The 21,729-nt window shown below is 49.7% G+C and carries 20 protein-coding genes and 1 tRNA gene; 10 read left to right on the top strand and 11 right to left on the bottom strand.

All coding sequences use genetic code 11. The annotated features are described in order from the left end of the window. Nucleotides 1–49: 49 nt before the first annotated feature. The 5 genes from F3F96_RS03245 to pilQ all read left to right on the top strand — a co-directional run bounded on the left by F3F96_RS03245 (nt 50) and on the right by pilQ (nt 5,820). Nucleotides 50–868, top strand: a complete 819-nt coding sequence (locus tag F3F96_RS03245) for a hypothetical protein (protein ID WP_176961829.1) — start codon at nt 50–52, stop codon at nt 866–868. A 191-nt stretch (nt 869–1,059) separates the two neighbouring features. Next, on the top strand, nt 1,060–2,142 hold the full coding sequence (gene pilM, locus F3F96_RS03240) for a type IV pilus assembly protein PilM (protein WP_176961828.1): 1,083 nt from the start codon (nt 1,060–1,062) through the stop codon (nt 2,140–2,142). Then, nucleotides 2,139–2,732 (top strand): PilN domain-containing protein, encoded by a 594-nt coding sequence (locus tag F3F96_RS03235; protein ID WP_176961827.1) that lies wholly within the window; start codon nt 2,139–2,141, stop codon nt 2,730–2,732. The genes pilM and F3F96_RS03235 overlap by 4 nt, the downstream gene beginning before the upstream one ends. Next, entirely contained in the window at nt 2,732–3,346 is a 615-nt protein-coding gene (locus F3F96_RS03230) for a type 4a pilus biogenesis protein PilO (protein WP_176961826.1), read from the top strand. The genes F3F96_RS03235 and F3F96_RS03230 overlap by 1 nt, the downstream gene beginning before the upstream one ends. A gap of 26 nt (nt 3,347–3,372) precedes the next feature. Next, entirely contained in the window at nt 3,373–5,820 is a 2,448-nt protein-coding gene (pilQ, locus tag F3F96_RS03225; protein ID WP_241697632.1) for a type IV pilus secretin family protein, read from the top strand. Nucleotides 5,821–6,127: 307 nt separating this feature from the next. Here pilQ and F3F96_RS12610 read toward each other — a convergent pair whose 3' ends face one another. The 5 genes from F3F96_RS12610 to F3F96_RS03200 all read right to left on the bottom strand — a co-directional run bounded on the left by F3F96_RS12610 (nt 6,128) and on the right by F3F96_RS03200 (nt 11,102). Then, nucleotides 6,128–6,841, bottom strand: coding sequence for a prepilin-type N-terminal cleavage/methylation domain-containing protein (locus F3F96_RS12610; protein ID WP_176961825.1), 714 nt, complete (start codon nt 6,839–6,841; stop codon nt 6,128–6,130). Then, the gene (locus F3F96_RS03215) at nt 6,834–7,349 is read right to left on the bottom strand and encodes a B-box zinc finger protein (protein WP_176961824.1); all 516 of its coding nucleotides are present in this window, start codon (nt 7,347–7,349) and stop codon (nt 6,834–6,836) included. The genes F3F96_RS12610 and F3F96_RS03215 overlap by 8 nt, the downstream gene beginning before the upstream one ends. 411 nt (nt 7,350–7,760) lie before the next feature. After that, nucleotides 7,761–8,942 (bottom strand): radical SAM family heme chaperone HemW, encoded by a 1,182-nt coding sequence (gene hemW, locus F3F96_RS03210; RefSeq protein WP_176961823.1) that lies wholly within the window; start codon nt 8,940–8,942, stop codon nt 7,761–7,763. Nucleotides 8,943–8,961: 19 nt separating this feature from the next. Further along, nucleotides 8,962–10,488: a ribonuclease G gene (gene rng, locus F3F96_RS03205; protein ID WP_176961822.1), complete on the bottom strand. Its 1,527-nt coding sequence runs from the start codon at nt 10,486–10,488 to the stop codon at nt 8,962–8,964. Further along, a complete protein-coding gene (locus F3F96_RS03200; RefSeq protein ID WP_370465489.1) occupies nt 10,485–11,102 on the bottom strand; it encodes a nucleoside triphosphate pyrophosphatase in 618 nt (205 codons plus the stop codon). The genes rng and F3F96_RS03200 overlap by 4 nt, the downstream gene beginning before the upstream one ends. A gap of 62 nt (nt 11,103–11,164) precedes the next feature. Here F3F96_RS03200 and F3F96_RS03195 point away from each other — a divergent pair, with 62 nt between their 5' ends. From F3F96_RS03195 to F3F96_RS03185, 3 genes are all read left to right on the top strand, one after another. After that, nucleotides 11,165–12,097, top strand: coding sequence for a polyprenyl synthetase family protein (locus tag F3F96_RS03195; protein ID WP_241697631.1), 933 nt, complete (start codon nt 11,165–11,167; stop codon nt 12,095–12,097). Between the two features lie 169 nt (nt 12,098–12,266). Then, on the top strand, nt 12,267–13,130 hold the full coding sequence (locus F3F96_RS03190; protein WP_176961821.1) for an adenylate/guanylate cyclase domain-containing protein: 864 nt from the start codon (nt 12,267–12,269) through the stop codon (nt 13,128–13,130). Nucleotides 13,131–13,293: 163 nt separating this feature from the next. Further along, nucleotides 13,294–13,542, top strand: a complete 249-nt coding sequence (locus F3F96_RS03185) for a hypothetical protein (RefSeq protein ID WP_176961820.1) — start codon at nt 13,294–13,296, stop codon at nt 13,540–13,542. Here F3F96_RS03185 and F3F96_RS03180 read toward each other — a convergent pair whose 3' ends face one another. Together F3F96_RS03180 and F3F96_RS03175 are read right to left on the bottom strand one after the other, a co-directional pair. Continuing rightward, complete coding sequence (locus tag F3F96_RS03180) at nt 13,543–14,292, bottom strand: pseudouridine synthase (RefSeq protein ID WP_176961819.1); 750 nt, start codon at nt 14,290–14,292, stop codon at nt 13,543–13,545. It abuts the gene before it with no gap. Further along, nucleotides 14,289–15,293, bottom strand: a complete 1,005-nt coding sequence (locus tag F3F96_RS03175; protein WP_176961818.1) for a methyltransferase — start codon at nt 15,291–15,293, stop codon at nt 14,289–14,291. Before F3F96_RS03175 ends, F3F96_RS03180 begins: the two co-directional genes overlap by 4 nt. Nucleotides 15,294–15,473: 180 nt before the next feature. Between F3F96_RS03175 and F3F96_RS03170 the strand changes: the two genes are divergently transcribed. Together F3F96_RS03170 and F3F96_RS03165 are read left to right on the top strand one after the other, a co-directional pair. After that, a complete protein-coding gene (locus F3F96_RS03170) occupies nt 15,474–16,061 on the top strand; it encodes an outer membrane beta-barrel protein (protein WP_370465504.1) in 588 nt (195 codons plus the stop codon). A gap of 256 nt (nt 16,062–16,317) precedes the next feature. Further along, entirely contained in the window at nt 16,318–18,957 is a 2,640-nt protein-coding gene (locus F3F96_RS03165) for a CHASE domain-containing protein (protein WP_176961816.1), read from the top strand. A gap of 43 nt (nt 18,958–19,000) precedes the next feature. Here the strand turns inward: F3F96_RS03165 and F3F96_RS03160 are convergent. The 4 genes from F3F96_RS03160 to dapE all read right to left on the bottom strand — a co-directional run bounded on the left by F3F96_RS03160 (nt 19,001) and on the right by dapE (nt 21,363). After that, nucleotides 19,001–19,076, bottom strand: a tRNA-Phe gene (locus F3F96_RS03160). Between the two features lie 71 nt (nt 19,077–19,147). Beyond that, nucleotides 19,148–19,864, bottom strand: coding sequence for a diaminopimelate epimerase (locus F3F96_RS03155; RefSeq protein ID WP_176961815.1), 717 nt, complete (start codon nt 19,862–19,864; stop codon nt 19,148–19,150). Beyond that, nucleotides 19,861–20,235 carry a preQ(1) synthase gene (gene queF / locus F3F96_RS03150; protein ID WP_176961814.1) on the bottom strand — a complete coding sequence of 125 codons (375 nt, stop codon included), beginning with the start codon at nt 20,233–20,235 and terminating at the stop codon, nt 19,861–19,863. Before queF ends, F3F96_RS03155 begins: the two co-directional genes overlap by 4 nt. 3 nt (nt 20,236–20,238) lie before the next feature. Further along, nucleotides 20,239–21,363: a succinyl-diaminopimelate desuccinylase gene (gene dapE / locus F3F96_RS03145; RefSeq protein WP_176961813.1), complete on the bottom strand. Its 1,125-nt coding sequence runs from the start codon at nt 21,361–21,363 to the stop codon at nt 20,239–20,241. Between the last annotated feature and the right edge of the window lie 366 nt (nt 21,364–21,729).

Raw genomic sequence — 21,729 nt, 5'->3', positions numbered from 1 at the left:
GAGATGCCCTTTTCTGGCATGATGGCCTGAACGGATGAAGGAGATATTGATGGCAAGTGAATCACGCCAACTGGTGCTGAATACAGATCGCTTAAGCTGGCATGTTCTGGTTTTTCTCGTCGCGATTGAGTTGCTACTCGTGCTGCTTGATATCGTGATTAATTATGCCGAAGTGATTGAATACAGATCGATCCATCGGATTTTTAATATTGCCCGGGAAGATGGGCTGGCCGGCTGGTTTATGACTTCGCAAACACTGGTGGCGGCACTGGTGTTGTGGCTCCTCTACTGGCTTAGTTGCACTGTTGATGGTGCTACAGCTCTTCAGCGCAGAGGCTGGTTGGTGCTGGCACTGTTTTTTTCCTATATGTCAGCCGATGACGGGGCATTGATTCATGAGCGGTTGGGTACCATGTTTGAAGAGATCGTTGCTGAATCAGGAAATGGCGGGGATGTTGGCATCCTTTCGCAGTGGCTGGAGATGTTTCCCAGTTATGAGTGGCAGTTTTTGTTGCCTTTTTTTGCGGCGGTTGGGCTCTATATGCTCTATTTTCTCTGGCGGGTGCTGGGCGTGGGGCGGCCGCTATTGATGGTGATAGCAGCATTCTCCTGTCTTGCCGTTGCTGTTGTGCTTGATTTCATTGAAGGTATGCCAAAAGAGCATGCCTTGAATCTGTATAGTTGGCTCAAAGAGGCCTATATGCTTGAGGATTACACGGTTGATCACTTTGCCAAGTCTCTGGAGGAGTTTCTTGAGATGGTGGGGATCAGTCTGTTTCTTGCTGTTTTTGTGGCTCAGGTCGGCCGGGTCCATGACGATTCAACCACACTTCAGTTGGCCTCTTCTGATTCGTTGGGTAGCGCATAAAGGGGTGAAACCATGCATTTGACAGCCAAGGGGCTGAATGCTGTTTAAAAGCTGACGTAATGGCGTGATCTTTGCTATGATTTGTGACTGTTAAGTTGACTCACTTTACTGTGAACTGACTTGACTTTATTGCTTATAATAAGGTACTTTGCACGAGTATGTGCCAGTAAAGCTTAAGCTATGGAGGGTAAGTGTCCTTTTTTTCGAGCAGATCTGAAGGGATCATGGGTGTGGATATCAGTTCGACCGGGATCAAACTGGTTGAGTTGTCTCGTTCGCGCTCAGGTTTTGAGCTTGTCTCTCTGGCAACGATTCCCCTACCTCGCGATGCGATCGTTGAAAATACCATCATTGACTCCGCTGCAGTTACACAGGCACTGGTTGAGGCAGTTAATGCCGCCAAAGCATCGACTAAAAACGTCGCTTTAGCAGTTTCAGGTAATGCCGTGATTATCAAAACTATCACCATTCCGACAGTGAGCGAATTTGAGCTGGAGGCGCAGATCCAGTACGAGGCCGATCAGCATGTTCCCTATGATATCGATGATGTATTCCTCGACTTTTTCATTCAGGGCATGACAGCTGATGATCCGGAGCATATGGATGTGGTGCTGGCAGCCTGCAAACGTGAAGTTGTCGAAGATTATCAGATGGTGCTTGCCGAGGCCGGGTTAACGGCTAAATGTGTGGATTGCGCTGTCTTTGCTCTTGAAAATGGTGCAGAGGTGACCGATCAGCATACCCTTCCCAAGGGTGGAGAGCAGCTGTTGGCAGATGAGGATGCTGATGTTCATGCTTTGATTAATATCGGCGCCAATATGATGAATATCAATGTGTTGATTAATGGCCAGATGGCATTTGTGCGTGATCAGTTTTATGGCGGTCAGAATCTGACTGAAGAGATTCAGAAAGAGCATGACATCAGTTATCAGGCTGCCGAGCAGTTGAAGACAGATGATTTTGATAGTGTTCATCCAGAGGCTCTGGAGCGTTTTTATATGGGGCTAACCTCTGAGTTGGTGCGTTCACTTGATTTCTATTCTGCCAGCAGGGCTGAATTTCCTGTGCGTAAGCTTCTGCTCTCCGGTGGCTGTGCACTGATCCCCAATATTGCTACCGAACTTGAGCAGCGACTGGGTATTGATACGGCCATTCTAAACCCATTTGATAGTATCAAGATCCCGGCTCGAAAGTTTGATGAACAGCATATCAGGCGAATTGGTCCTATGCTTATGGTGCCTGTCGGGCTTGCGATGCGGAGCTTCGATTCATGATTCGCATTAACCTTATTCCCTACCGCGATGCCAGACGCCAGCAGCAGATTGTTCATCATCTGAGTATCTTCTTTGCCGTGGTTGTTATCGCGGTATTGCTTGCTATGGGCGCCCATACCACAGCTTCTATGCAGCTCTCCGACCTCAAAGAGGAGACGATTCGTGTGCAGCAACAGAATGCTGAACTGAAGAAGAAGATCGGTAAAATTGAGAATCTTGCTAATCTGCGTGGTGATGTGGAACGCAAGCTTGATATTGTCGACAGGTTGCAGGAGGGGCGTTTCCGCTCTCTGAAAACGTTGCATGAGATTGCCAAGGTGATTCCCGACAACGTATGGATCAAGTCGGTGAAAGATGGTGGAGATACCATTGAACTCTCTGGCCTTGGTGAAAGCAATAAAGCAGTTGCCAACTTTATGCGCAAGTTGGACCAATCTCCGCTGTTTTCGAATATTCAACTACTGGTGATCAGTCGTATTACAGTTGATGGCCTGCCGGTAAGAACGTTCAGCCTGAATATGAGTCGCATTGATGAGCTTCCGGACCGAAAGAAGGCGAGTGCTGCGGCTAACAAGGGGGGTAAGGGCTGATGTTTGATTCCCTGAAAGAGTCCCTCTACGAAGGGCTGCGCCCGATTCTGCCACTGCCTGCATGGCAGAAGCTATTGACGCTGGTTGTGACATTTGCAGTGATCACCGGAGCTTATGTTTATCTGGGTTGGATTCCTCTGCAGGAGGAGATTACCCAGCAGGAGTCTCAGGTTGCGATGCAGAAAATGCGTCTGGTCAAAAATCAGCGTCTGGCGCATGACCTGCCACGTAAACAGAAAGAGTACGCCAAGCTTGAGAAGCAGTTGAAGGTGGCTCTGAATATGCTGCCCAAGAAGTCACAGATTCCGGATCTTCTGGAAAATGTGTCGTGGGCAGGAAAAGATTCCGGCCTTGAGTTCAAACAGTTTAGACCAGGCAGGGAAGTGGCCCGGCAGATCTATGCCGAGGTGCCTGTTGATCTGGATGTGACAGGCAGTTTCCGTCAGTTGCTGACATTTTTGAAACGGGTGGGCGAGATGCCACGTATTGTGGATATCAAAGGGCTTACTTTGTCTGAGGCGAAAGATAACGAATTGAATGTAAAAGGGCAGGCGGTTACCTACAGGTTTGTTGAAGCGAAAGCCGACAGCGATAGTAAGGGCCGGCGCAGATAATGCGTATTTTGGCCGGGAGACAGGTTATGGGGTTTATCATGAAGCATTGGGCTGAAAGCAGGCTGTTGCAGCTGCCCAGAAAAATAGTGGGTATTGTGGCTCTGGCACTGCTGCTCAGTGTGAATGGTGCTCAAGTTGAAGCGGCAACCATTAACGGTTTGCATCTGCTTTCAGATCGAGCCGGTCAGCGTCTGAATATTGCTATGGACGAAGCAGCAGAATATCAGGTGTTTAATCTTGAAGGCCCAACCCGGCTTGTACTGAACTTTCCCAACGCCTCTATGGCTAAAGGCGTCTCTGAGGTTGCCGGTGATGGTGCGGTCACAGCTGTCGTTCCCCAGCAGGATAGTAGTGGCGTACGTATCGAAATCGCGCTTGCCAAAGGTGCCAAATACGAGATTGCTGAGAAGGGTAATGACCTGCTGATCTCTTTTACCTCAGAAATGAAAGCCGGGGCTCAGAGTGAAGGTGCTGAGCTGCAGGATATCTCTGTTAGCGACAGAGGCAGTGTAACCGAGCTGGTTCTGCGTGGTGAACATATGGACGCCAATCACAATGCACTGGTGACTAACGATGGTAAGACACTGGTGCTGGATTTCTGGGGAGGCTCATCTAAGCTACCTAAGGAGTATTACACCTATACAGCGCTTCGTCTGAATGATGTTACCATTGGTTCAGCTGAGGGGCGTTTGCGTCTGGTGTTGTCACTAAGGACAGGGGCAGGTACCAACCACCAGATCGATGCCGATGCCAATAGTATGGTGATTCGTTTTGGTAATATTGAACCGAAGAAGAGCGTTGTAGGTTTGACTGTCGATTCTGTTGATTTTCAACCCGATGATAGAGTTGCGCATCTGGTTGTTCGCACCAATGAGACCAACCCGATTATCAACCTGCAGGAAGAGGACGGTAAAATCATCCTGGATCTGAAGAATGCTACTCTGGCCTCGGGCCAAGAGCGTTCGCAGGATTTGAGTGCTTTCCCCGGACCTGTAAAACAGATCGACAGCTATGGCATGAACAAAGATGTTCGTATTGTAGCCCGCTTGCGTCAGAAGGCAGTGGTCTCCTCCTATCAGAGTGGCAATGTGCTTACTGTTACCATGAAACCGCAGGATATGGTTGCTGTCTCTGAGAGCGATGAGGCTGCCGTCAGAGATGAGAAGGTCTATTCCGGTCAGAAGGTTAGTTTCAGCTATAAAGATATTGATATCCGCAATGCGTTGCAGCTGATTGCAGAGATGAGCGATTTTAACATTATCATGTCAGATGATGTATCTGGTGTGCTCACTATGCGCCTTGTCGATGTGCCCTGGGATCAGGCTCTGGATCTGATTCTGCAGGCTCGTGGCCTTGGTAAAGAGCAGAGCGGTAACGTGATCCGCATTGCCCCGCTGGATGTGCTGAAGGCGGATTCCGATTCCAGAAAAGCGGCCAGGGCGAGTGCTGAAGAGGTTGCGCCACTGGATACCGAATTTATTACGCTTGGTTACGCATCGGTCAATGATATGAAAACTATTCTGCAGGGCGGCTCAGTTAAGAGTGAGGTTACTGGCGGAGATGTGACCAATAAGGAATCCACCAGTAGCTCTACCGGTGACGGTGAACTGAAGCTTCTCTCCAGTCGTGGTTCCATTCTGCTGGATGAGCGTAGTAACACGATGATTATCACTGATACACGTGAGCGATTGAATAATATCAAACGCCTGGTCGCAGTGATCGATAAACCTACCCAGCAGGTATTGATCGAAGCACGTATTGTTGAGGCAACTGACTCTTTCGCTCGAGATTTGGGTATCCGCTGGGGTGGGAACGCGACAAGAAATACCACCCAATATACACAGAATCTCACCGGCGGAGTAGGTGGAGGTAATGTGGTAGATTTGGCTGCCGCGGTAGGAGCAGGAGCAGGTGGTGCCATTGGTTACACGCTTGGTAAAATTGGTGGAAATCTGAATCTGAACCTAGAACTTTCGGCTGCCGAACAGATTGGTGATATCAAGGTGGTTTCCAGTCCGCGTGTATTCACAAGCAACCTGCAGGAAGCGTTGATTGAGCAGGACCGTCAGATTCCGTTCCAGTCATCGACCTTCACCGGTGGTGTGACGACTATTACAACAACGCTGGTGAGTGCCAAGCTTGCTTTGAAGGTGACGCCTCAGATTACCGCTGATAAACGTATTATCATGCAGTTGGTGGTGAATAAGGATACACCTATTGATAATCCACTGCCTGGCGGAGCTCCATCCATCGACAAAAAGCAGGTGGTAACCAAGCTGCTGGTGCGTAATGGCGAAACGGTAGTACTGGGTGGCATCTACTCCCAGACAACATCAGATACGATTAGCGGAGTACCTGGTCTTATGGAGATACCGTTTGTTGGTCATCTCTTTAAGCGCAAACAGAAATCGGATAACCGCAATGAATTGTTGATCTTCATTACACCGACTATTATCAGTGATGAGAAGATCTAAGGATGCTCTGAACAACCCCATATTATATTCCACCGCCCATATTTCGAGCGAGAATTTTGGCAAACTTGCTTTTTATCCCCCGATCATCGCCTGATTGGCTTTGATCGGGTGGTTTATCCGTTTTTCGGGTAAACCTATCCTGTTATAACCCAGACTTCGAAATGGGGTAGAACCCAATGAGTATCAGAGCTATTTTAAACATGATGACCTCGAAAAACAGATGGAATTTAGCGCGACTTTTTACATGACTCTACCTGATACTAATAAGAAGCAGGGCAACAATTCAGCTCAGTTACGTTAGAAGTTCTTATGGCGGTGGTAGTCCATCATATTGAGCCTGAAGGGAAGTGACTGCTGCCTGTGCACTACTGAAGGTTTTCTTGAATTCATCAATTCTCTTTAGCACGTTGTCTATTTTCGCCTGCTTCTTTTTTCCTTTGTGGCCCGCTGCTATAGCGGCCTCACGAGCCGCTTGGTGAAAAGCCAATAGATTCTGCAGATGTGCCATCTCTTTGTTTGCAGCATCCAGTATAGCTTGGGCAGCATCTATTTGATCCTGCATGGCTGTTTGCGCTGGAGTAAGGGCTCCAGCCCCATCGTTTCCAGCACCTCCAGCTCCAGCTGTTCCAGGCGCTGTATTGCCAAGGCTAGGCATCCTGATTTCTGTTCCCCTTCCACTGAAGGCATAGAGTACCAATTCTTGCCCGTCATTTGAGTAAAACCAGTCAACAACCTCTTCGGTACTGGTAACCGCTGGGCTTTTCGATGTCCATGGATCATTGGGAATGTTTGGTAGGTAACCCTGTGAAACCAATTCGCTAAGCGCTCCAGTAGCAGGGTGGTACTCCAATCCTGCAGCAAAATATTTAAGCCCGTTGCGAAGATTGACTTCTGCTACCGTCATCTCGCTATTCTGTGCATAAATACGATAGGCAGGTATAGCCGTAGCTGAAAGTATGCCAATAATTGCCGTGGCAATGACTACCTCGATTAGCGTGAATCCATCTTCCCTGTTATTCATCACTAACTCTTGCGGCATCCAGCGGCTCTTCCAATAGACGTTTGGACTCAAGGATTTCCTGTTGAACCAAAAGGCCGGTCTCAGTTACCAGACGATTGGCGGCCTGCACCATTTTCGCTTCTTCTGGGCTCAAATTGCTTCTCTGAACGACGGGGGCTGGGCTATTTACATATACATAATAACCCAGAGCAATAATCAAACTAAACCCCAATGCGGAAAGCGTAAGTTCAACTTTTTTTGATGATGACACGGCATCAGTTGCTTTCTTCATTTGTGCTTGGCGTTTTTTCTCATCCTGCACATAGAAGCTCTTGCAGCTAACACAGTAAGTTTTGTCGTGGTCCTCTCCACCCACGCACTCTTCGCAGAAGAAGTGGCCGCATTTCAGACATTTAAATGTGGAGCGACTCTCAAGGTGATCGTCGCAGTAGATATTCGTGGTTGAGCCGTCTTTCTTTTTAAGAACCAGGGGGCAACGTTTGCTTTCTGCGGCACTTTTTTCTTTCATATACAAACCATAGAGAAAAACACCTTCAAGTACAAAGGTTTGGCGACCTTAAAAGCTGCGTTCAACCTTATCAGATGCTTCTGCTTCCAGCCAAAATACACTACAAACTCATATGACAGTTTGGGACGGGTCAGGAATCGCTCTTGTTAAAGCAAAAATCTTTCAACACTCGCCACCGATGATTCATTCAGTTCACCCACAGATGCAGAGAGTGTAAAAAGAGCAACGCCGCAAGTGCTTCCAGCAAAGTCACATCCACCCCTTGAGACCATCGCCAAGAATTCAGGGGGACACAACACACAACTATTTGCACAATCACCCGAACTGGATTGTCCTCAGCTACATAATCATCCAGCAGCTCAGGAAACAGCGTGCTTTGGCTGCGGCTTTCTCCTTCTGATGCTGATGGGATTATAATACGCTGGCGGATATCTCATCCGCCAGCAGTAAGCCTGAGCTGCTCAGCGAGAGCTGCTCATTATTTAATTCAAGCTTGCCCAGGTTCAACCAAGGGCTGAATTCATCGGAAAACAGGGCCCATAGATCGTGACCGAAGCGGTCTCTGAATGCGTCTCGGTTGATGCCGTTGCTGCGTCTGAGGCCAACCCATATCGCTTCGGCTGCAGCCTGCTGTTTAGTCAGTGATTCTCGGCTGTTGATCGCCTCACCACTTTTTAACGCTGCCTTGATATAGGACTCAGGGGTGCGAATGTTGCAGTAGCGGGTGACGCCACCGGAGTTTTCGGAGATCCAGTCATCCCATTTTCCGACTGCTCCGGCACCAATGCCAATATAGTCATGATATTTCCAGTAGCCGTCGTTATGGCGGCATTTCAGTCCCGGTTTGGCAAAGTTGGATATCTCATAGGCTTCTAATCCAGCCGATTGCAGTTGATTGCGTGTCTCTGTGAACATGGCAATGGCCAGATCATCATCCGGTACATTGATGGGGTTGATGGCGTGGGTGGTTGCCAGTTTGGTGTGCGGTTCAATGGTTAGCTGGTAGCAGGAGAGGTGTTCTGTGCCAAGCGCGATGGCGGTTTGCAGGCTCTGCAGCCACTGATCCAGTGGTTGATTCGGAAGGCCATAGATGAGGTCGAGATTAATATTATCGAAACCGGCATCTCTGGCGATGTCAAAAGCGTTAAGTGCCTCGCTGCTGTCATGAATACGTTCCAGCCACTTAAGTTCCCGGTCATCAAGGCTCTGCACACCCATAGAGAGGCGATTGATGCCTGCCTGACGGTAGGCAGCGAAATGTCCGGCATCGACACTGCCCGGATTGGCCTCGAGGCTGATCTCTATATTCTCTTCAAATCCATATAGCTTATTTGCCTGCTCAATGACGGCATCGATCAGTTCAGGAGGTGCCAGTGACGGGGTGCCACCACCAATAAATATCGATGACAGTTTCCGGCCTGCAAACATCGGAGTTTCAGCCCAATGTTCAAGTTCAGCGATTAGTGCCTGTTGATAGCCCTGCCAGTCGGGAGCAGGGCGCTGGTGCGAATTGAAATCACAGTAGTGGCATTTATGGGCGCAGAAGGGGATATGCACATAGAGCAGTAGTGGTGAACGGACTATTCCGGCCATAGGGTGAGTGAGAGCCGCTTTACTGCAGGACTATTTCGTAGTGATCCGGCGCAAACTGTTCATTACTCTCCAGCCTGATCTCCTTACGCAGAAACGCTTCGAGCTGTTCAACGGCTTTACTCTCTTCGCCAAGCATCAGATCAATAATAGTCGGATGGGCAATGACCATCAGCTTTTCACAAGGGTAGGCGCGGGCTTCGGCAACCACCTCACGAAACAGCTGGTAACAGATTGTGGTCGGACTTTTAGCGCTGCCGACACCGTGGCAGTGGTTGCACTCATTAAGCAGAATACGGCCGAGGGATTCGCGTGTGCGTTTACGGGTCATCTCGACAAGACCGAGATCGGAGAATTGCACCACATGGGTCTTGGCCTTATCGCGCTTAAGGGCCTCCTCCAGTATCTCCATCAGACGCTGCTTGTTCTCATCTTCCTGCATATCAATAAAATCGACAACAACAATGCCACCAAGGTTGCGCAACCTTAGCTGGTGCACAATCTCATGCGCCGCCTCAAGATTGGTTTTAAAGCCGGTCTCCTCCATATTACGGGAGCCGACAAAGGAGCCTGAATTGACATCAATGGCGATCAGCGCTTCGGTCTGGTCGATGATGAGATAACCACCGGATTTCAAAGGTACGCGCCGTTGCAGGGCACGTTCGATCGCCTCTTCAACGCCGTAGACGTCGAAGATGGGACGATCACCCGGGTAGTAGTAGAGCTTTTTGGCAACCTCGGGCATAAAGCGGCGGGCGAACTTTTTCATGCTCTCGTATGCCTCTTTCGAGTCGATATGAATTTTCTCGACATCGCTATCGACATAATCGCGCATAACACGCAGATAGAGGTTCAGCTCTTTATGGATGATTTTGCCCAGCCCTGAGCTCTTTGACCGTTTTTCGATATCGGCCCAGAGACGAAGCAGAAAATCCAGATCCTGACGCATCTCATCTTCGTCACGCCCCTCTGCCACAGTACGAATAATCACACCACCCTGCTCAGGGCTGATGGTTTTGCCGATAGTAAGCAGCCGTTCGCGCTCTACCTGATCTTCAAGGCGGCGAGCGATACCGATATGATCGAGATGTGGTAGATAGACCAGATAACGCCCGGCCAGACCGACCTGGGTTGTCAGCCGTGGTCCTTTTGATGCGATGGGTTCGCGTGATACCTGTACCATCAACTCCTGCCCATCTTTAATCAGATTGGCGATAGGTGGTGCAGAGCGGCGAGAGTAATGCGTCTCAGGGGTTTCGTTGTCAGGCTCTGACTCATCCCCGTTTTCAATATCATCGGATAATTCAACACTATCCTGTTTTGCCGTGGCGATGTCTCCGGCATAGAGGAAGCCGGCCTTCTCCATGCCGATATCCACAAATGCTGCCTGAATACCCGGCAGAACCCGCTGCACGCGACCTTTGTAGATATTGCCCTTCAGGCCGCGCTCGCTTTCGCGTTCAATATAGATCTCTTCAGCCAGATTGTTCTCAATGCGGGCAATCCGTGTTTCAAACGGGGCGACATTAACCAGTAGTTCGATACTCATAATTTATCCTTCATTTGAGCGATCATATGCAAGGTTGTGGAGACCGGCAAACCGATCACATTGTCCAGTGGTCCGTCAATGGCCTGAATAAAGGAGGCTGCGCCGCCTTGAATGGCATAACTGCCAGCTTTATCGAGAATATCATTATGGGCCAGATAGGTATCAATCTCGTCGCTGTTGATCTCTCTGAATCTTACGCTGGTCTGAATGCAATCACTCTGGATCTGATCTCCCAGACGCACGCATACGGCGGTCAGCACCTGATGGGTATGGCCGGAGAGTTGTGTGAGCATCTGTTTGGCATGTTTCAGATCAGTTGGTTGCCCCAGCGCTTCACCATGAATGGCAACCAGTGTATCGGCAGCAATCACCGGGATATCACCATCTGTCTGGCAGGCCAGAGCCTTCTCTCTGCACAGGCGTTGAACGGTATCGGCGACAGTTTCATGAGCAAGTGGTGTTTCATCGATGTGTGAGGGGCGCACTTCAACAGCAAGCCCGGCAGCTTGCAGCAGATAGAGGCGACGGGGTGATCGGGATGCGAGAATAACTTCCATCTGCCAAGCATAACCTGCCTTAAGCTTGACGGCACGAACATCGCGTTTACGATGCACAACCCGTGACTAATGCAACGATTTCCCCGCTGGAGCGTGCAACGGAGCTGTGCAGGATGGACATGGAACGGGTGAACGCCTGTATCCATGAGAATCTGCAATCCGATATCATGATGATTCCGGCTATCGGCCACTATATTGTGAATAGTGGTGGCAAGCGCTTGCGCCCGCTGCTCTGCCTGCTGATCGCCCGACTCTTTAACTACAAAGGCGATAGTCATATTCCACTCTCGGTGGTGATTGAGTTTATTCATACGGCATCACTGCTGCACGATGATGTCGTTGATTCATCCGATCAGCGTCGTGGTTCCCCCTCTGCCAATGGCGTATGGGGTAATCAGGCCAGCGTTCTGGTCGGTGACTACCTCTTCTCCAGAGCTTTCCAGATGATGGTGGCTGATGGTGATATGGCGATGCTCAAGCTGATGAGTGACGTGACCAATGCACTTGCTGAGGGTGAAGTGTTACAGCTCTCCCGCACCTTCCATCTCGGCATGACAGAGGCTGAATGCCTTGAAGTGATTGAGCGTAAAACGGCGGTGCTGTTCAAGGCTGCCAGTGAAGTGGGTGCGCATGTTTCAGGTCAAAGCCCTGAGGTTGTGGCTGATCTGGCTGATTATGGTATGTGCCTCGGTGTTGCTTTCCAGCTGATGGATGATGCACTCGACTATCTGGCTGAAGCTGAAGAGGCGGGCAAACCTGTTGGTCATGATCTGGAAGAGGGTAAAATTACCCTGCCGCTGATTCATGCCATGCAGCGGGATAGTGAGCTGGCTCAGCGGGTAGAAGAGGTGGCAGAACGCGGCTGTTATGAAGATGGCGACCGTGAGTGGGTGCGTGAACGTGTGGCGGCTCAGAATGGCGCAGAGTATGCGATGCAGCGTGCCAGAGATTATGCAGCACGAGCCAAGAAACAGCTGCCTGAAAATAGTAATGATGAGATAAGAGGCCTGCTTGCCGAGCTTGCCGATTTCTCTGCGCACCGACCTTATTAAATCTGAAGGAACACTCCTTTCTCCAGATCTTTCTTTTAATATTCAATAGTTACACTAACTATTAATGCCCTTATTGTAGGCTCACCTGAGCTTTTGCGATTTAGGTCACAGATTCAAATGGCTATCACCTCAAGCATTGCGACCAGCATAGTTTTGCCGGAGGCTTGATATGAGTGCAGTGAGAAAAGCAGAGAAAAGCAGTAGTGAAGTGAAGGTGCTTACTATTCCGAAATCCAGCGCCAGTCGTGCATCTGCAACCAATCGCAAACCTGCGGTGAGCCGAAAAACTTCGGATAAAGCGAATGCTGTCGACCTGGTTGTCTCCTCCGGCGATCTGGCAGTGGTTCCAAGGCTTGCCGCCTCCAAACCTGCCAGCCGGGTCAATGCCAAACCTCTGGATCTGGATGTGATTATTGAAGAGGTGGCGCACGCCATTGCGACCACTCAGGATCACTATAAATGCATCATGTTTACCGATCTGGAGAGCTCAACCGAATACAAACGATCCATGGGCCACACCAAAGGTTATATGCGCAATAGGCTCTTCTGCGATATCTGTGAGCGTGCGGTAGAACGTTACAGCGGGCAGGTCGTGAAAAAACTGGGCGATGGCGTTTTGATCGTGTTTGAGCGGGCTATTGATGCGGTAATGGCATCGATGTTGATCAAAAATTCTCTCTCCAGTGAACGCAAGAAATTGAAGAAGATCGTTGGCCCGCTGAATTTCCGTATCGGTATCACCTGTGGTTATGTGAAGGAGATTCCTGGTAAAGAGCAGGATTTTATTGGCCACGCTATGGATAAAGGGGCGCGTATTGAGTCCCAGGCCCTGCGTAACCAGATTCTTATTGATGAGATCGTTTATGGTCTGATTCACACCAAACTGCGTGACTATTCTGGTGATATTTTGATTGGAGCACCGAAAAACATGACGCTTAAAGGAGTTGGTGTAAGCACCCTGTATGAGGTTTCACCCAAGCAGATGGGGCTGGAATCGAGTATGAGTAGTCGCATGAAAAAGATATTCCAGTAATCTGAATAACCACAGGGTTTTTGAATCAATCTGTTTTACCTTTAGCCCCGCAGCACTGCTGCGGGGCTTTTTTTGTTTTAATGATCGGAGTCACATTTCCGTAGTAACTGTTTCAATAAGATAACCAGACAAGCTCTGTGCAAGAGTGAGAAAGGAGGTCAATATGAAAGCTGTTACGCTATTGCTATCATCATTGTTACTACTAACGGGAACTGCTACAGCGCAGGATTTCAATGCAGCAACCAAGTCAGGTGAATCAACTTTTCTGGCCAGTTTCATGGATGGGGCTACTAAAGTCACCATGCTAAGCAGTAATCGCTCAAGTTATAAGCAGAGGTATATCAAACCATATGTGCGCCAACAAAAGTTTGATGATGACGCATACCTGCGACGCATCTCTTACAACGACTGATCAGGCGTCTGACTGACTCCCGGAATCCGCTAAAACAAGTTTCATCAGTGCCTCCGGGGTGGTGACTTTGTAGTCACCCTCGCCAAGGTCGCAGCTATCGAGTGATAGCGCTCCGATATGAGTTCGGGTAAGTCCGGTGACGTGATTACCAACTGCTGAAAACATGCGGCGTACCTGATGATAACGCCCCTCATGCAACACCAGTGTAACCTCCTTTTCACCCTGCAGACTCATCTCTGCCGGCAGGCATGGTCTCTCATCACCCTCCAGAAGCAGCGTTCCGGCAGCAAAGAGTTCTGCCTCATTGCCCTGCAGTGGTCGATCCAGTGTTACAGCATAGGTTTTGGAGATATGTTTTTTAGGGCTGGTCAGTTGGTGATTGAGGTTGCCGTCATCCGTTACAATCAATAGTCCCGATGTCTCTTTATCAAGTCTGCCAACACCCGAGAGTGGCGGTTTGCGATCGATCCAGCGATCCGGAAAATCGGCATAGATCAGGCGGCCATTCTCCTTGCGAGAGCAGACTGTGCCCAGCGGCTTATGATAGATAATGGTCAACCCGTGCGGATGATCCAGTGGTTTTTCATCGAGTAGCACCTGATCTGCCAGCACCTTCTGAGCAGGGGAGGTGGCCGGTTTTCCATCTATCGTGATCCATCCCTCCTTAATCCAGAAGCGCACATCTTTTCTGGCACCGTAGCCGAGATTGGAGAGTAGTTTATCCAGCCGTTCAGCTTTTACGTTATTCATCGTACTCCTCGAATGATCTTGAACCCTTCAGCTTCGATCAGCGTTTGAATTTTTTTCAGGTTTGATTGCAGTACAGACTCATAAGGCAGCTTGCGATTGGCTACCAGATAGATCTCTCCACCCGGCTTCAGAGCACGGCAGCCGTTGATGATGATTTTCCGGCCCAGTTCAATATCGCGTTCCTGCCCCGTATGAAAGGGCGGATTACAAACAACCCAATCCATATTGCCGGGCAACGGTTCAGCTGCAGCATCCAGCCAGTGAAGGCTAACCTTTGCAGACCATGCTTCACAGTTTTCAGCAGCACAATCGAGAGCCAGCTGCTCGGCTTCAACGAGATGGATAGCGTTCACCCGCTCCGAGCTGTGCAGAATCCTCTCGCTTAGCAGACCGTAACCGGAGCAGAGATCCATGCCTGAACCGGAGAGTTCGGGCAGTTGTGAAAGAAGCAGTTGTGAGCCGGGGTCGGCTCTATCCCAGCTGAACAGGCCCGGTCGGGAGATCAGTCCATGCGATGCGACACCCTGGGGTTTTCCATTACCCAGCCACTGCACTGCCAGTTCACTACTGAAGGCAGCTGATTTTATGGCAGAAAAGATGCGGCATTTGGATTTAGAGGATGAGGTAGTGGTGCCAGCCAGATTTTTCAGGGCAGTCTCATAACCTTTGGCCCCGTGGTTGTTGGCACAGGCCATAACGATTTTCCCATCGTCCACCAGTCGCTGCATGGCATATGCCATCCAGGAGAGGGTCTGCTGCCTGTTTTTTGCAGGGTGAATCAGAATCAGGTCAAAATGTTGATCTGTAGAAATGGTAGTTACCCACCTTAACCCCGAACTGCTTAGTGCATTGCACGATGGTTTAAAGCTCTGTTGCAGCAGGCAGCTGGCCGCTTCTTTGCAGATATCATTGAGCAGTGGATGCGCTTGGGCATTGAGAACCAGGACGTTTTTTGTCGAGGTGTCCCGGATATTTCTATAAAGCAGTTCGATTGCCGACATAGGGGCAATGTAGAAAGTGCATCAGGCGATGTCTATGCCGGTTGCACTGTTGCGGCAAAAAGTGTCGTGCATCAGCTGTTTTTGATAGGTTTAGCTTGTCAAAATTGGTCGTGCTATTTATAACTATGCACGACTGCTGGGGCAGTAGATCGGAAGTGAGGGGGAAAGGCATTGAAAAAAGTGTGGTTTAGTCTTCTGATGGTGTGTTTTCTGGGCTGCATCTCTGTCGCCTCTGCAAATGATTTAAAACCCTATATCGGGCTTGGTACCGGGTTGTTTCATCTGAAGTATACCGAAAACAGAGCAACGAGTAATATTGGCATGAATCAATCAACTTGGGGTACTTTCCTTAACGCCGGAGTTCAATATAAAAAATATATAGGAGCTGAGCTTCGTGGTGGTTTGACAGGAGGTGGTAGTGCGAGTTTTCCTGCCAATATACCTCCAGAATCTTTAAAGGTTAGAGCTGATGCTTTCTTCTCATACCTTCTCAAGCCACAGTTTCCAGTATCGGATCAGCTTAAGGTATATGGTATTTTTGGTGGTACTGCAGTCAAGTATGAGGCGATCAAAAGTAGTGGCGGTATTAACCACGTACCCTGGAAAACGGGAGTCACTTACGGCCTTGGGCTGGAGTACCAGTTTCGCCTCACAGGGTCTTTGGCCATTGAGTGGATTGAGTATTTGAGTGCAGTTCAGCATGCCAGTGGCCCTGGATCACAGGCTTCAATGAGAGGCATTAGTGTCATCGTAAATAAATCCTTTTGATGTTGGTGATCTGATGATTAGCAGGTTTTTTTATCCAGCTGATGCGTAGGAAATCAGAGATCTGAACCCGACTATTTAGTCGATAAAAAAAGGAGCTGAGGTTTTCTCGGCTCCTTTTTTTTTATGGGTGCCAATAACCCTAAGTTGTTTAAGTGGAAGTACATATGCTTATGGCATGCTTCTTTCTTTCTAATGTTACCCCGGTTTGCCGATTTTGATGGATGCGAACTATATATGACGGTGCAATGAGGAAACCGTGGATCAAATAATCGAAAATATTTCACCCGAAGATAGACGACGCCCTCATCTGCTGCCTGTCATGGTTGCGGCTGTCGTGGGTGTTGTGGTGACGTTGATCTTATATGTTACAGCTTCGCAATGGGCGGCTGAGCGGCAGCAGCGGACTTTTGTAGCAGCATCTGTGGACAGGATAACCTCGTTGCAAACACGTTTGGATTATAAGGTGGAAGAGTTGCACTCCCTGGCGATATTCTATGAGTCATCTGACTATGTCTCTCCCGAAGAGTTCCGCCACTTTGTTTCTCATCTGATCGAAGGTAGCGAAGTCGGACTGAGTTATCAGTGGATTCCCCGTATCAGCCATGCAAATCGTACCGGTTTTGAGCGGCCCCTGCTGGGGACGGGCATCGCTGGCGTTGAAATCAGAGAGAAGGTCGATGGCAGGATGGTGCGTGCATCAGACAGGGAGGAGTATTTCCCGGTTCGCTATCGCGAGCCTGCAAACTCAGCCATAGAAATTCTGGGTTATGATCTGGCCTCGGATCCGGTGCAGGCTCCAGCCTTGGAGGTTTCACGCAGAAAGCTCAAACCAAGCGCCACTGCTATGGGTGTTTTCGAAGTAAGCAAAGATCAGGCAGCCATTGTCATATTTGTCCCGGTACTCAAGGGCTCCTCGGCAGATGGTTCCGATCAGCAGCTGCAGGGTTTCGTGGCAGGTGTTTTCAGGCCCTACGAAATCCTTGCCAGAAGTGCAGCCGATTTTGAACCGGCAGGTCTTGATCTCGATATCTTTGATATCTCTAATGCAGATACGCCTGAGCATCTGGCTTCTTATGCATCCCGCACCAGAGATGGTGAGTCACCTGCAACCCGTGACCGACAACTCCTGCTTGGCACGCCTTTAGTTTATGCCAAGCAGATCAAGGTGGCAGGCAAAACATGGGAGATCATTGCCACCCCGGCGCCTGCTTTTTTTGAGGCTCAGAAGCAGTTGATGCCATACCTTGTGATCGGTTTTGGTCTGTTGCTGACAGGAGGGCTCTGCTTTCTGCTCTTCTCGGCAGTCAGGCATGGCGAAGAGCAGCGGCAATTAGCCAATGTTGCCATCGCATCGCAACAGGCGCTGCAGCATAGTGAGAAGATGCTCAGAGAGGCCCAGCGCATGGCAAAAGTGGGCAACTGGCACTGGGATATTGCGTCCAATCATCTGGCTTGGTCGGATGAGATCTACCGCATCTTCGGGCTACAGCCGCAGCAGTTCGGGGCCTCCTATGATGCCTTTATTGCTGCAGTGCATCCTGATGATCGTGATCTGGTGAATCAGGCAACCATGGGTGCGGTCGAGAAGCGGCTTCCCTACAGTATCGAGCACAGAATTGTTCTTCCTGATGGCAGTGAACGTTTTGTACACGAAGAGGGCGGCGCAATTTTTGAGGGTGATAAAGCGGTTCGCATGATAGGCACGGTTCAGGATATTACTGAGCAGAGAGGCCTTGAAGATCAGTTGCGCCATGCCCAGAAGATGGAGGCGATCGGTACCCTGGTTGGTGGTATCGCACATGATTTCAATAACACGCTGGCGGCGATTCAGGGCAATGTCTATCTGGCCAGAAGGGCAGCTCAGGATAACGAAGTGGTGCTCGATAAGCTTAAGGCTGTTGAAAAGATGGGTGGCAGAGCTGCGGATATGATCAAGAAGCTGTTGACCTTTGCCCGTAAGGATACGGTCACTGTGACGACCTTCTCGATGAATGAGCTGGTTGAAGAGACGGTGATGCTGGCCAGAAGAGGTTTTGCTGAAGATGTTGAAATAAGGAGTGAGATAAGTGATCAGAACCTTGCAGTAGCCGGTGATATTTCACTGCTGGAACAGGTGATACTGAATCTTCTGAATAATGCCTACGATGCTGTCTCTCAGGTAGAGCGCCCCCTGATCAGCTGTTCTCTGCAGTTATCTCCGGCAGATGAATTTTTACGTATACGCCATCCCGAGCTTGAGGGTGATGTCTTTGCGCTGTTGGTGATCAGGGATAACGGCTACGGCATTCCGGCCAGGATTCTGGAGAATATCTTTGAACCATTCTTTACTACCAAAGAGGTGGGCAAAGGTACTGGTCTTGGTCTCTCGATGGCTTACGGCGCGATTCACAATCACGGTGGTGTGATTGAGGTGTCGAGCAAACAGGGCGAGGGGTGTGAGTTTAAAATTTACCTGCCCATCTGCAGTGAGACCGGAGTGCCGCAAGGCGATGAGCTGATTGATGATGTGGCGAAAGGGGAGGGGGAGACAATCCTTCTGGTGGATGATCACCATGATATGAGACAATCATCGGCAGAGGTTTTGAGTGAACTGGGTTATCAGGTGATTGAAGCGGTAGATGGGGAGCAGGCTGTTGAGCTGTTTAATGCCAACCGTGAACGGCTTGATATTATCATTTCAGATGTTGTGATGCCGAAGATGAGCGGCATTGAAGCGGTACGCCATATCCGGACGCTGGGCGGTGATCTGCCCGTTATTTTTGTGTCCGGTTACAGCGAAGAGAAGACCGGACTGGTTGATGGTTCTGTGGCAAACAGCAGGCTGTTGGCAAAGCCTTACGATGTGGGTGAGTTAAGCCAGTTGCTGCGCAGCTTGATCAACGGCAATAAAACATGATGCAATAAAAAAGGAGCTGCGAAAATCGCAACTCCTTTTCATGTGGTGGGCAGGGAGGGAATCGAACCCCCGACACGTGGATTTTCAGTCCACTGCTCTACCGACTGAGCTACCTGCCCAAGTGCCCCTTTCGGAACGGGGCGGATTATGGTTCAAAGACGCGCGGATGCAAGCATCAATTGCACCTGTTTTAGTCAGCGATAGAAAATAGACCCTCAAACGTTTTAGTGACTTCGCCTTCGAGCATGATGTTGTCGATAGAGCCTGAAACAATCACCTCACCACCGGGCATTTCAATCTTCAGCGGGCGTGTTTCACCCTCAGTGGTCCAGATTGCTGCCGCAGTCGCACAGGCGCCACTACCGCATGCCGGTGTGTGGCCTGCACCGCGTTCAATAATATCGATGTAGACATGATCGGCGATCTGGCCGGTAACAATCTCAACATTGCGATCAGTTGGGAAGGCTTCAATCGCTTCAAAGAATACACGATGTTCATTACCGATTTCGATATCAACATGCGCCTCTGTCTGATCGGTAACCGTTGCCGGCCCCATCTCAACGCGAATACCACTCTCACCGCGTGATGCGCTAACAGTGCGATCTGCGAGTGCAATGGAGACGCTCTCTTTGCCAGACTCATTGATCAGTAGTTCACCGACACAGCGCAGGCCATTGCCGCAGTTGGCGGCCTCAGTGCCATCATTGTTAAAGATACGAATAGCTGCATCTGCATGATCACTGGCCTGCAGAACCAGAAGCTGGTCACAGCCGATGCCGAAACGGCGTTCGGTAATCCTACGTACAAACTCCTCGGAGAGTTCTGGAATCTCGCAACTCAGGCCGTTGAGCACGATAAAGTCGTTGCCCTGTGCCTGCATTTTGGTGAAGGGGAGGTTGGCGCTCATTTGCTATGTTCGACTTCAATCGTGGTATAGACACCACCGCGCACATTAAATACGGCGGTCACTTTGATCTGACGTGGATCAAGCAGCTTGATCAGATCATTGGCGATCATATTGGTCACCTTCTCGTGGAAGTGGCCCTCATCGCGGAAGCTCCAGTAGTAGAGTTTCAGTGATTTCAGCTCTACACAGAGGTTATCCGGAATGTAGTCGAGTTTGATCTCAGCAAAATCCGGCTGGCCTGTTTTCGGGCAGAGGCAGGTGAACTCCGGCGAATCGATGCGGATATGGTAGTCGCGCTCAGGATTCGGATTCTCAAATGTCTCCAAGTAGCGGGTTGGCTTGTTGATGACAGCGCCAAGTTTTTCACTCATCTCTTAAACCTCAAAATTTTCTATAATATCGCTGTAAATCTCAGTCAGCGTTGCAAGCTCACTCACCGCAACCTGCTCGCCAATCTGATGAATCGAACTGTTGGTTGTGCCAAGCTCCACGACAGGTACACCTGCAGCAGCAAGAAAACGGCCATCGGATGTGCCTCCGCCGGTATCGCGCAGCGTATCGATGCCAGTTACGTTTTTAATACTGCTACAAACCAGATCGAGGAACGGGCCATCGGCAGTCGAAAATGCCGTGGCTGAATGATCAAATTCAAAGGTCACATCACAATTAGCGCAGGCCGCTTCAATGGTGGCTTTGATGCCATCAAAATTGTTGGCCGGGTTATAGCGGATATCGATCAGTGCTTCACAAAAACCGGGAATCACATTGGTCGCACCGGTGCCACCGTTCACATTGGTAATCTGGCAGCTGGTTGGCGGGAATCCAACAGCCGCTTCTCCCCAATCAATATCGGCAATGCGCGCCAGAGCTGGTGCTGCATGGTGAATGGCATTATCAGCATCCTGCGGGTAGGCGGAGTGTCCCTGTTTGCCGTGGAAGGTGATTTTGATCTGTACCACGCCACGACGGCCACGACGGATCGTATCGCCCACCTTTTGCGAACAAGATGGCTCACCGACAATACATGCATCGGGCAGTAAATCGTTTGCCTGCATATATTCCATCATGCGGATGGTGCCATCAATTGATTCACCCTCCTCATCGGAGGTGATCAACAGCTGAATGGTTGGCAGAGGGGTGTACTCAGCGCAGAGCTTGCCAACAGCAGCAATCCAGCAGGCCACCGCCCCCTTCATATCCTGTGCGCCACGACCATGCAGGGTGCCATCAATAATCTCACCGGAGAATGGTGCATGTTCCCACTTCTCAACAGGGCCGGTTGGCACCACATCGGTATGCCCGGCAAATGCCAGCGTACCTTTAAGCTCGCCCTGACGGGTGTAGATGCTGTTGGTCACGCCGCCTGCATCCACAGAGGTGCGCACAAAGCCGAGCGGAGCCAGCAGTGTTTTAATGTAGTTCTGGCAACCGCCATCATCAGGCGTAACCGATTCGCGCTGGATCAGTTTAACGGCAATATTCGTAGCTATTTCAGACATGCGGGAACCCTAATCAAAACCCGCTGCTGGTGGTACTCCTTATCTGTTGGTGAAGAACCAGGTCGGTTTCGCCCGATCTTTCTGAAAGAGCAGTGCGATGAGTTCAATTTTAAGAGGGGAGTTTGGATACTTTTTTCAATCAAAAGTCGTCACTTGCAGGCTTTTACTCACTAGCAAAAGAAATGCATTGCCTACAGATTTAATCTATAGTCCATAGACACAAGACTATGATCTGTTCACCTATCGTCTTTTACGAGGTAATAGCGATGAGAAAAAAGAGAATAAGCGGGTCAAATTTCTACTGTAGGCATCAATACTAAATGCTGCGTTATTTCTGTGCTCTTTTCCTGCCCTCAACGTTGATTG

The organism is Mariprofundus sp. NF (genome assembly GCF_013387455.1).
Lineage (GTDB): Bacteria > Pseudomonadota > Zetaproteobacteria > Mariprofundales > Mariprofundaceae > Mariprofundus.
The sequence above is the reverse complement of the archived record's forward strand: the minus strand, read 5'-3'. Positions and strand labels throughout refer to the sequence as shown.

Excerpts from the sequence above, each read along its gene's own strand:
- F3F96_RS03245 (WP_176961829.1), top strand. The coding sequence starts at position 50 with ATGGCAAGTGAATCACGCCAACTGGTGCTGAATACAGATCGCTTAAGC.
- F3F96_RS03235 (WP_176961827.1), top strand. The coding sequence starts at position 2,139 with ATGATTCGCATTAACCTTATTCCCTACCGCGATGCCAGACGCCAGCAG.
- F3F96_RS03230 (WP_176961826.1), top strand. The coding sequence starts at position 2,732 with ATGTTTGATTCCCTGAAAGAGTCCCTCTACGAAGGGCTGCGCCCGATT.
- pilQ (WP_241697632.1), top strand. The coding sequence starts at position 3,373 with ATGGGGTTTATCATGAAGCATTGGGCTGAAAGCAGGCTGTTGCAGCTG.
- F3F96_RS12610 (WP_176961825.1), bottom strand. The coding sequence starts at position 6,841 with ATGAATAACAGGGAAGATGGATTCACGCTAATCGAGGTAGTCATTGCC.
- F3F96_RS03215 (WP_176961824.1), bottom strand. The coding sequence starts at position 7,349 with ATGAAAGAAAAAAGTGCCGCAGAAAGCAAACGTTGCCCCCTGGTTCTT.
- hemW (WP_176961823.1), bottom strand. The coding sequence starts at position 8,942 with ATGGCCGGAATAGTCCGTTCACCACTACTGCTCTATGTGCATATCCCC.
- rng (WP_176961822.1), bottom strand. The coding sequence starts at position 10,488 with ATGAGTATCGAACTACTGGTTAATGTCGCCCCGTTTGAAACACGGATT.
- F3F96_RS03195 (WP_241697631.1), top strand. The coding sequence starts at position 11,165 with ATGGAACGGGTGAACGCCTGTATCCATGAGAATCTGCAATCCGATATC.
- F3F96_RS03190 (WP_176961821.1), top strand. The coding sequence starts at position 12,267 with ATGAGTGCAGTGAGAAAAGCAGAGAAAAGCAGTAGTGAAGTGAAGGTG.
- F3F96_RS03185 (WP_176961820.1), top strand. The coding sequence starts at position 13,294 with ATGAAAGCTGTTACGCTATTGCTATCATCATTGTTACTACTAACGGGA.
- F3F96_RS03180 (WP_176961819.1), bottom strand. The coding sequence starts at position 14,292 with ATGAATAACGTAAAAGCTGAACGGCTGGATAAACTACTCTCCAATCTC.
- F3F96_RS03175 (WP_176961818.1), bottom strand. The coding sequence starts at position 15,293 with ATGTCGGCAATCGAACTGCTTTATAGAAATATCCGGGACACCTCGACA.
- F3F96_RS03155 (WP_176961815.1), bottom strand. The coding sequence starts at position 19,864 with ATGAGCGCCAACCTCCCCTTCACCAAAATGCAGGCACAGGGCAACGAC.
- queF (WP_176961814.1), bottom strand. The coding sequence starts at position 20,235 with ATGAGTGAAAAACTTGGCGCTGTCATCAACAAGCCAACCCGCTACTTG.
- dapE (WP_176961813.1), bottom strand. The coding sequence starts at position 21,363 with ATGTCTGAAATAGCTACGAATATTGCCGTTAAACTGATCCAGCGCGAA.